This window comes from Dietzia sp. DQ11-71 (assembly GCF_014144995.1).
Lineage (GTDB): Bacteria > Actinomycetota > Actinomycetes > Mycobacteriales > Mycobacteriaceae > Dietzia > Dietzia kunjamensis.
Genome location: NZ_JAALDT010000033.1, coordinates 1 through 8,290, shown reverse-complemented (window position 1 = coordinate 8,290; position 8,290 = coordinate 1). Strand labels below are relative to the sequence as shown.

The following is an 8,290-nucleotide window of genomic DNA, read 5'->3' as shown; positions in this document are numbered from 1 at the left end:
GCAGGGCGTAGGCCTGGATGAGTTCGTACCCGAACCCGACGCCCGGCGGGTCGGTGCGGACGGTGGCGAGGTTCTGGAACGTCTTGGACGGTGCGCAGTGGTCGGCCTGGCCCTGAGTGCCCGGCGCGACGACGGCCAGCGGACGCGACCCGGGCCCGGTCCACGGTGCGCGCGGCTGCAGGTAGGCGCCGGTGACCGCGATCGCCTGGCCGCGCGACCCGACGGAGGTGTACATGATGCGCTGTGCGTCGGTGGACAGCGGACCGGCGCCGTCGGAGATCGGTTCGGCGCCGGGGATCGGCGGGATCGCTCCGGCCAGCGGGAACGGCTCGGTCTTGATGAGCTCGCCGGAGGTCGCGGGCAGGTCTGCCGGCGGCTGGTAGAAGGCGGGCGCCGGGTCGTTGGACGATCCCTGCGCTCCGGCGGCGGGGGCGACCAGGGCCCCTCCGGCGACAGCGGTGGCGATGGCGGTGGCGAATGCGGCTGCGCGCATCGCGGTTCGACGAAGTGGCACGGTCCCCCCGGACTGATTGTGTTCTGGCTCACGAAGTTGAGCAGAGTCTAAGTGAATGCTGTGTGCGGCGGGCACTCCGGTCGTGAGTCGCCGGTCAGCGCGGTTGGTCAGCGCGGTTGGTCAGCGCGCCTGGGTGGCGGCCGGGCGGCGGCGAGAATCGCGTCGGCTGTCAGGCGTGCATGCCCACGGTGAACCACCGGGTCGCCTCGTCGACGATGTCGTCGATGCTCGCGCTGGTCTCGGCCTGGAGCCAGGCGGTGATGAGTTCGCCCAGGCCGCCCACCAGGAGGCGGGCGCTGATCTCGTCCCGAGGGGTGGGCAGGGCGCGGTCCCCGAACAGTGTCCGGGCCTGGGTCACGACGAGTGCCGCGGAGTCGCGATACAGCTCGTGGCGGCGCTGCCGGAGGGTATCTGCGGGATCCCGTGCGGATGTGGGAGAAGCGCCATCGCCGGTACGGTCCGGTCTCGTGGTTCCGCGCGTTCGGGACGAGGATCGTGGCGCTGCTCGGGCCGGAGGCCTCGGGAGTGGTCCTGCAGAACCGGGACAAGGCGTTCGCCAACGGCGAGGCGTGGCAGTTCCTCATCGGGCCGTTCTTCGACCGCGGCCTGATGCTCTTGGACTTCGACGAGCACATGGCCCACCGCCGCCTCATGCAGGAGGCGTTCACCTCCGACCGTCTCGCCAGGTACGCGGCGGCGATCGACCCGGCGGTCCGCACCGCCGTCGAGCAGTGGCAACCGGGGGAGCGCGTGGAGGTCTATCCCCGGCTCAAGCAGTTGACGCTGAACCTCGCGGTGGAGGTCTTCATGGGCGGCGCCCCCGGCGCCAGCCAGGCGCGCCTCGATCAGATCAACGCCGCGTTCATCGACTGTGTCCAGGCGGCGACCGCGCTCGTGCGGTACCCCGTCCCGGGTGGGCGTTGGCACCGCGGACTGGTCGGCCGACGCCGGGTGGAGGGGTTCCTCCGCGACTACCTGCCGGCCAGGCGGGCGGGCGACGGCGACGACCTGTTCTCCGTGCTGTGCCGGGTGGAGGCCGACGGCGAGCGGTTCAGCGACGACGACGTCATCAACCACACGATCTTCCTGCTCATGGCCGCGCACGACACGTCGACCATCACCATCTCGACGATGATGCAGTACCTGGGCCAGCACCCGGAGTGGCAGGAGCGGTGCCGCGAGGAGTCCCTGGCGATTCCGCGCGACACGATCAGCTGCGACCAGCTCTCGCAGTTGGGGTCGCTGGACCTGGTGATGAAGGAGTCGCTGCGCCTGGTGTCGCCGGTGCCCACGATCGCGCCACGGCCGTCAAGGACACCGAGGTGCTGGGGCACTTCATCCCGGCGGGGACGATGGTGGCGATCGCTCCCTACTTCACCCACCACCTCGAGCAGTACTGGCCCGATCCGGAGGTCTTCGACCCCGGCCGGTTCTCCGAGGAGCGCCGGGAGGACAAGGTCCACCGCCAGGCGTGGCAGCCGTTCGGCGGCGGCGTGCACAAGTGCATCGGCAAGCACTTCGCCGGCGCCGAGGTCTCACTCGTGCTGCATCACCTGCTGCGCACCTTCGAGTGGCACGTCGACCCGGACTACACGGCCCCGATGGACATGAAGTCGCTGCCGTTCCCGAAGGACGGGCAGCCGATCCGTCTGGTGCGGCGGACCGGAAATTCAGAGAACTCACAGCCGCAGGGGTAGCGAAAGGTGTCATATCAACTTAGTCTATGGTGTACCTCACATACCGCATGTGGGACAACACGGAAGGGTGATCATCATGGCTGCTCACGCGACCCACGCTCCCGAGCCGGTGGCCTCCACGGACGGCACGCCGGCCAGGAGGAAGAAGGCGATCCCGATCATCCAGAGCCGCATCGGCGCCCCGGTCGCCTTCGTCGGTCTGGCGATCGCCCTGCTCAGCCTCTACCTGCCGTGGGTGACCGGCGGCGGGCAGTCGCTCTCCGGCCTCGTGCTGCCCGAGGTGCTGGGGCTGAGGGAGATCACCCCGGTGAACTTCCTCGGCCTGGTGGCGCTGTCCTTCCTCACCGTGGTCACGCTCGTGGCCCGGCTCGGCATCTTCGCGATCCTCAACGCCGTGACGGCGGGGCTGGTCCTCATCGCCCACCTCGCGTTCATGTGGGTGCTGTACGGCTCCACGGGGACGGCGGACCCGATCCTGTCGGGGCTGTCCGCCGAGGCATCGGTCGCCTATGGGCCGTACGTCGCCATCGTCGGATTCGTCCTGGTGATCGTGGGTTCCGCGGCGGCCGCCGTGTCGGCCGAGTATCTGCTGCCCGACCGTGCGGAGGCGAGGCACCGCGACCGCGGCTGACGGGCGCGCCGTTCACGCCCCGGCGTGTTCGTGCTCGTCCCCCTCGCGATCGTCGTCACCGCGGCGCCTGACGGTGACCCACTGCGCGGCGAAGATCGCGAGGGCGACACCTGCGGTCAGGGCGATGGTCAGCGGATCCGACCCCGCCTTGAGGGCGACGAAGGGGACCAGTACGGCCAGGTCGAGCACGATGGCGACGCACGGGATCCACACGGTGGCGTCGACCTCGTCCGGGAGTCGCCGGATGACGCCCAGGTGGATGGCGATGTCCATCGTCAGGTAGAGGATCGCGCCGAGGGCCGCAATCCTGGACAGGTCGAAGAAGGCGGCCATGAGGATCGCCAGGCCCGCGGTGATGTAGAGCGACTAATGGCCTTCCCGGCCCGGCAGCCCCGGGGCCTGCCCCATGTCCCGGAGCATGTCGTAGAGCTTCGAGACGGAGAACAGGCTCGCGATGAGTCCCGACAGGGTCGCCACGACCGCCACGATCACGGTGAGGCGTACTCCCCACTGGCCGAACAGCGGCGCGGCCGCTTCCGCGAGCGCGTAGTCACGCGCCTCGACGATCTGCGGCACGCTCAGGCTCCCGCTGACCGCGACGACGATCAGGAGGTAGAGCACCGTGCACAGGGCGATGGAGATGAGGATGGACCTACCGAGGTTGCGTTCGGGCCTGCGCAGGTCGGCGCCGTGACTGGTGATCGTGGTGAAGCCCTTGTAGGCGAGGATCGTCAACGCCACGGCGGCCAGGAATCCGGCCCGCCCGTGATCCGGCGGGGTGCGGTCACCGGCGTCGACCAGCCGGGACAGTGACCCCACGCCGGTGGCGAGGATCCCGGCGATGGCCAGCGCGGCGATCCCGCCGATCTTGACCGCGGCGGTGATCATGGCCGAGCGTTCCACCAGTCGGTTTCCCACCGGGTTCACGGCCGCAGCGGAGGCGATGGCGAGAACGGCGAGGACCGGCACCCATATGCCCGGATCGCTGACGTCGAAGGCGCGCAGGAGGTAGGTGCCGAAGGTCCTGCCGGGCTCACGACTCGTCGCGGCTCTCCTTCGTCTTCCGGTCGTTGGCCTTGCGCAGCGCCTCCACGAGTTCGTCCTTGGTCATGTCGGAGCGGCCCTCGATGTCGAGCCGCTGTGCCTGCTCGTAGAGGTGGTCCTTGCTGGCGTTGGCGTCCACCCCGCCCTTCGACTCTCCGGAGGGGTTCGGGCCGCCGCTCTCCGAGCGTGAATCCGAGGGCCCCTTGTCGTCCTTGGGCTCCCAGTGGTCGCCCACCTTCTCGTGCGTGTGCTTGACGGCGCTCCAGGCGGTCCGCGCGACGCGGGACTCGTCGCTGTACTCCTCCTCCGCCGAGTCGTAGGCCTTGGCGAAGGTGTCCTTGGCCTTCTGGTCGCTGCGTTGCAGCGTCGAGGGCAGCTCGCTGTCCTTGGCGTTCCCGTCGCTGTCTGTCTTCGGCATGGCGATACCTCTCGATTGTCAGCTCACCAGGATCTGGGTGGCGGTGTCGTTGGCGTTCCTAGGCTCGGCGCGGCTGCCCGCGGTGGAGGAAGGACAGGGCGACCATGGCGAGGCCCAGGATCAGGTGCAGCCAGTTGTCGGCCGTGTTGAGCGGCACGAAGTTGGCCGCCGAATCGTGGCCGATCACCAGGCCGTAGATCCACAGGGCCAGGTAGACGATGCCGCCGGCCAGTAGATAGATGCGGGCCGGCGGGGCGGTCCGGGACATCAGGATCCCGACGACGCCGTAGAGCAGGTGGACGATGTTGTGGAGGATCGACACCTGGAACAGGCCCAGCAGCATGGCCTCGGATTCGTGTCCCGCGAACTGCATGGTGTCGTACGCGGTGGTGATCCCGGGGATGAAGCCGGCGATCCCCACGAGCAGGAACACCACGCCGAAGGCGAGGGCTGCGTACTGGACGGGGGAGCGGTGCCGGGCCGGGCGAGCGGTCTGGGTCGTGTCCGTCATGAGTCCATTCCTTTCTCGACTGATCGACATCGGAAGTGACGCTGTCCCGACCATAAACAGCAGGGGCCGGATTGAAAACCGGTGCCGGGGGTCGGAGCGCGCGTCGGAGAACGCGATCCGCTCTTGCGGCACTTACCCTAGGGGGGTACCGTATGGGCCATGGCCGAGCATGGATACACCCCGCACAAGGAGGACCACCTCAAGCGGCTGCGCCGCATCGAGGGACAGGCCCGCGGGCTGCAACGGATGGTCGAGGAGGACAAGTACTGCATCGACATCCTCACGCAGGTCTCCGCCATGACCCGGGCCCTACAGTCCGTCTCGCTGAGCCTGCTCGAGGAGCACCTCGGACACTGCGTCGCCGGCGCCATCGAGAACGGCAGCCCGGAGGAAGCCGAGGCCAAGCTCGCCGAGGCCAACGCCGCCATCGCCCGCCTGGTCAGGTCCTGATCACCGCGCCGACCGATCGCGGGCCCCGACAGTCACCGCACACCCACCACCCGAACGAGGAGAACACCATGTCCGCCACTGCCACCTACACCGTCTCCGGCATGACCTGCGGCCACTGCGTCGCCTCCGTGACGGAGGAGGTCTCGGAAATCTCGGGAGTCACCGAGGTCGAAGTCGATCTGGAGTCGGGTCGCCTCGTCGTCGTCTCCTCCGACCCGGTCGATCCCGCGGCGGTCCGCGCCGCCGTGGACGAGGCCGGGTACACAGTCACAGCGCAGGAGTGAGCACACCATGACCACCACCGACAGCCGGGACACGGCGCCCTCCGCCGGGACCACCTTGGTCGAGCTGCAGATCGAGGGGATGACCTGCGCCTCGTGCGCCAACCGGATCGAGCGCAAACTCAACAAACTCGACGACGTCACCGCCGAGGTCAACTACGCCACAGAGAAGGCCCGCGTCCGGATCCCCGAGGGCCTGCAGCCGCAGCTGCTGCTCGATACCGTCGAGCAGGCCGGGTACCACGCGCAGCTGCCGCGTCCCCGGAGCACTCAGCCATGCACGTCCGCGCCCGGCGCTGACGGTTCCGCGGCCGACGCCGGGCAGTCGACCGGCCACGCAGGCAACGCCACCGACGACACCGCCGCGCCCGACCGGGTCGACGAGCTGCGCCAACGCGTGATCATCTCCGCCGTCCTGTCGATCCCCGTGATCGCGATGGCCATGGTCCCGGCGCTGCAGTTCACCAACTGGCAGTGGCTGTCGCTGACGCTGGCCGCCCCGGTCATCGTGTGGGGCGCGTGGCCGTTCCACCGCGCCGCCGCGATCAACCTGCGCCACGGCGCGTTCACCATGGACACGCTCGTGTCTCTCGGTACCTCGGCGGCGTTCCTCTGGTCGCTGTACGCCCTGTTCTTCGGCCACGCGGGCATGCCCGGGATGACACACGGGTTCGAGTTCAGCCTCTCGCCCAGTGACGGCGCCGGCGACATCTACCTCGAGGCCGCGGCCGGGGTGACCACGTTCATCCTGCTGGGCCGCTACTTCGAGGCGCGGTCCAAGCGCACGGCGGGCGCCGCATTGCGGTCGCTGCTCGAGCTGGGCGCCAGGGACGTCGCCGTGTTGCGCGGCGGTGTTGATGGCGGGCGTGTGGAGACCCGCATCCCGGTGGAGGATCTGCAGGTCGGCGACGATTTCGTCGTCCGCCCCGGCGAGAAGATCGCCACCGACGGCGAGATCGTCGATGGCGCCTCAGCGGTCGACACGTCGATGGTCACCGGCGAGTCCGTGCCCGCCGAGGTCGGTCCCGGCGACGCCGTGGTGGGCGGCACCGTCAACGCCAGTGGCCGCCTGACCGTGCGCGCCACCCGCGTCGGCTCCGACACCCAGCTCGCGCAGATGGCGCAGATGGTGGAGGACGCCCAGTCCGGCAAGGCCGCCGCACAGCGCCTGGCCGACCGCATCTCCGGGATCTTCGTCCCCGTCGTCCTGGTGCTGGCTGTGGCGACGTTCGCGTTCTGGATGCTCACCGGAGGCGGCGCCGCCCTGGCGTTCACCGCGGCCGTGGCGGTGCTCATCATCGCCTGCCCGTGTGCGCTCGGCCTGGCCACGCCGATGGCGCTGATGGTCGGCACCGGCCGCGGCGCGCAGCTGGGCATCCTCATCAAGGGCCCCGAGGTCTTGGAGTCCACCCGTAAGGTCGACACGATCGTCCTGGACAAGACCGGCACCGTCACCACCGGTCGGCACGCACTGGTCTCTACGACTGTTGCGGTCGGCGAGGACCGGGCCGAAGTTCTGCGCCGCGCCGGGGCCGTGGAGGACGCCTCCGAGCACCCCATCGCCCGCGCCATCGCCGCCGGCGCCCGCGAAGAGGTCGGCGATCTGCCGGGCGTGGCGGACTTCGCCAACCACGAGGGCCTGGGGGTGTCGGGGCGCGTTGTCGCTGGTCCCGGGCGCGCGACCGAGGAACCCGCTGTCGATGGTTCCTCCGGGGCCGACGACGACGAGGTGGTCGTCGTGGGCCGTCCCGCCCTCCTGGCTGAGCGGAACATGCCGCTGACGCAGGAGCTGGACAGCGCCATGGCCGAGGCCGCCCGGGCTGGTCAGACCGCTGTCGCGGTGGGCTGGGGCGGGAAGGCCCGCGGGGTCCTCGTGGTGGCCGACCAGATCAAGGACAGCTCGGCCGAGGCCATCAAGAAGTTCCGCGAGCTGGGTCTCACCCCGATCCTGCTCACCGGGGACAACGCCGCGGTGGCCGCCTCGGTGGCCGCCGAGGTCGGCATCGACCCGGGCCCTCACACGGTGATCTCCGAGGTCATGCCCGCCGACAAGGTCGACGTGGTCCGCCGGCTGCAGGCCGAGGGGCGCGTCGTGGCGATGGTCGGCGACGGCGTCAATGACGCTGCCGCCCTGGCCACCGCCGACCTGGGCCTCGCGATCGGCACCGGTACCGACGCTGCGATCGAGGCCTCCGACCTCACGCTGGTCCGCGGCGATCTACGCTCGGCGGCCGACGCGATCCGGCTCTCGCGGAGCACGCTCGGCACCATCCGGGGCAACCTGTTCTGGGCGTTCGCCTACAACGTCGCCGCGCTCCCGCTGGCCGCGGCGGGGCTGCTCAACCCGATGATCGCGGGCGCCGCGATGGCGTTCTCCTCGGTGTTCGTGGTGGCCAACAGCCTGCGCCTGCGGAGGTTCCGCGCGACCATCTGACCACCCCCTCGCAGATCCGCTACTCCGAATCGGCATCCGCTAGTCCAATTGGGCTCGCCGATCCCGATTCGGAGTAGCCGATTTCGCGGCTGGGGGCGGCCGGGGTGCGTCGGCGACCGGCTGCACCGTCGGGTGTCGCGTGGTTCGGTGGAGTTATGAGCTCTCACATGACCCCCGCGAGCGACAACCGGGCGAGCGGTAACCCCGCTAGCCGTGACCGAGCGACAGGCCCCGGGCACGCCGGATTGCCGGGCGGGCCCGCCGACGCCGGCGGACCCGGTGAGCTGGGCGCCCCCACCGGCTGGGCGCT

At 70.0% G+C, this 8,290-nt stretch carries 8 protein-coding genes and 3 pseudogenes; 5 read left to right on the top strand and 6 right to left on the bottom strand.

Going from position 1 to position 8,290, the window contains the following annotated elements; translation table 11 throughout:
- Together G6023_RS01355 and G6023_RS01350 are read right to left on the bottom strand one after the other, a co-directional pair.
- Positions 1-493, bottom strand: a pseudogene (locus tag G6023_RS01355) (lipase family protein); the annotation flags it as partial.
- 190 nt (positions 494-683) lie between these two features.
- The gene (locus G6023_RS01350) at positions 684-872 is read right to left on the bottom strand and encodes a hypothetical protein (protein ID WP_182633889.1); all 189 of its coding nucleotides are present in this window, start codon (positions 870-872) and stop codon (positions 684-686) included.
- 5 nt (positions 873-877) lie between these two features.
- Here G6023_RS01350 and G6023_RS01345 point away from each other — a divergent pair.
- Positions 878-2,211 (top strand): annotated as a pseudogene (locus G6023_RS01345) (cytochrome P450).
- A gap of 76 nt (positions 2,212-2,287) precedes the next feature.
- Positions 2,288-2,842, top strand: a complete 555-nt coding sequence (locus G6023_RS01340; protein WP_187699856.1) for a hypothetical protein — start codon at positions 2,288-2,290, stop codon at positions 2,840-2,842.
- A 12-nt stretch (positions 2,843-2,854) separates the two neighbouring features.
- Here G6023_RS01340 and G6023_RS15825 read toward each other — a convergent pair whose 3' ends face one another.
- The 4 genes and pseudogenes from G6023_RS15825 to G6023_RS01325 all read right to left on the bottom strand — a co-directional run bounded on the left by G6023_RS15825 (position 2,855) and on the right by G6023_RS01325 (position 4,815).
- Positions 2,855-3,175, bottom strand: a complete 321-nt coding sequence (locus G6023_RS15825) for a hypothetical protein (RefSeq protein ID WP_241727599.1) — start codon at positions 3,173-3,175, stop codon at positions 2,855-2,857.
- 33 nt (positions 3,176-3,208) lie between these two features.
- A pseudogene (locus G6023_RS15820) lies at positions 3,209-3,850 on the bottom strand (APC family permease); the annotation flags it as partial.
- 25 nt (positions 3,851-3,875) lie between these two features.
- Complete coding sequence (locus tag G6023_RS01330) at positions 3,876-4,304, bottom strand: ChaB family protein (RefSeq protein WP_182633888.1); 429 nt, start codon at positions 4,302-4,304, stop codon at positions 3,876-3,878.
- Positions 4,305-4,362: 58 nt separating this feature from the next.
- Complete coding sequence (locus G6023_RS01325) at positions 4,363-4,815, bottom strand: DUF4383 domain-containing protein (RefSeq protein ID WP_182633887.1); 453 nt, start codon at positions 4,813-4,815, stop codon at positions 4,363-4,365.
- A gap of 159 nt (positions 4,816-4,974) precedes the next feature.
- On the opposite strand from G6023_RS01325, the gene G6023_RS01320 reads away from it, so the two are divergent.
- The 3 genes from G6023_RS01320 (at position 4,975) to G6023_RS01310 (ending at position 7,980) form a co-directional block, all read left to right on the top strand.
- The gene (locus G6023_RS01320) at positions 4,975-5,265 is read left to right on the top strand and encodes a metal-sensitive transcriptional regulator (RefSeq protein ID WP_182633886.1); all 291 of its coding nucleotides are present in this window, start codon (positions 4,975-4,977) and stop codon (positions 5,263-5,265) included.
- A 68-nt stretch (positions 5,266-5,333) separates the two neighbouring features.
- Positions 5,334-5,549, top strand: a complete 216-nt coding sequence (locus G6023_RS01315; RefSeq protein ID WP_007633030.1) for a heavy-metal-associated domain-containing protein — start codon at positions 5,334-5,336, stop codon at positions 5,547-5,549.
- Between the two features lie 7 nt (positions 5,550-5,556).
- Positions 5,557-7,980 carry a heavy metal translocating P-type ATPase gene (locus tag G6023_RS01310; protein ID WP_182633885.1) on the top strand — a complete coding sequence of 808 codons (2,424 nt, stop codon included), beginning with the start codon at positions 5,557-5,559 and terminating at the stop codon, positions 7,978-7,980.
- The last annotated feature ends 310 nt before the right edge of the window (positions 7,981-8,290 follow it).

Coding starts and splice junctions, on each gene's coding strand:
- G6023_RS01340 (WP_187699856.1), top strand. CDS start 2,288: ATGGCTGCTCACGCGACCCACGCTCCCGAGCCGGTGGCCTCCACGGAC.
- G6023_RS15825 (WP_241727599.1), bottom strand. CDS start 3,175: ATGGCCGCCTTCTTCGACCTGTCCAGGATTGCGGCCCTCGGCGCGATC.
- G6023_RS01330 (WP_182633888.1), bottom strand. CDS start 4,304: ATGCCGAAGACAGACAGCGACGGGAACGCCAAGGACAGCGAGCTGCCC.
- G6023_RS01325 (WP_182633887.1), bottom strand. CDS start 4,815: ATGACGGACACGACCCAGACCGCTCGCCCGGCCCGGCACCGCTCCCCC.
- G6023_RS01320 (WP_182633886.1), top strand. CDS start 4,975: ATGGCCGAGCATGGATACACCCCGCACAAGGAGGACCACCTCAAGCGG.
- G6023_RS01315 (WP_007633030.1), top strand. CDS start 5,334: ATGTCCGCCACTGCCACCTACACCGTCTCCGGCATGACCTGCGGCCAC.
- G6023_RS01310 (WP_182633885.1), top strand. CDS start 5,557: ATGACCACCACCGACAGCCGGGACACGGCGCCCTCCGCCGGGACCACC.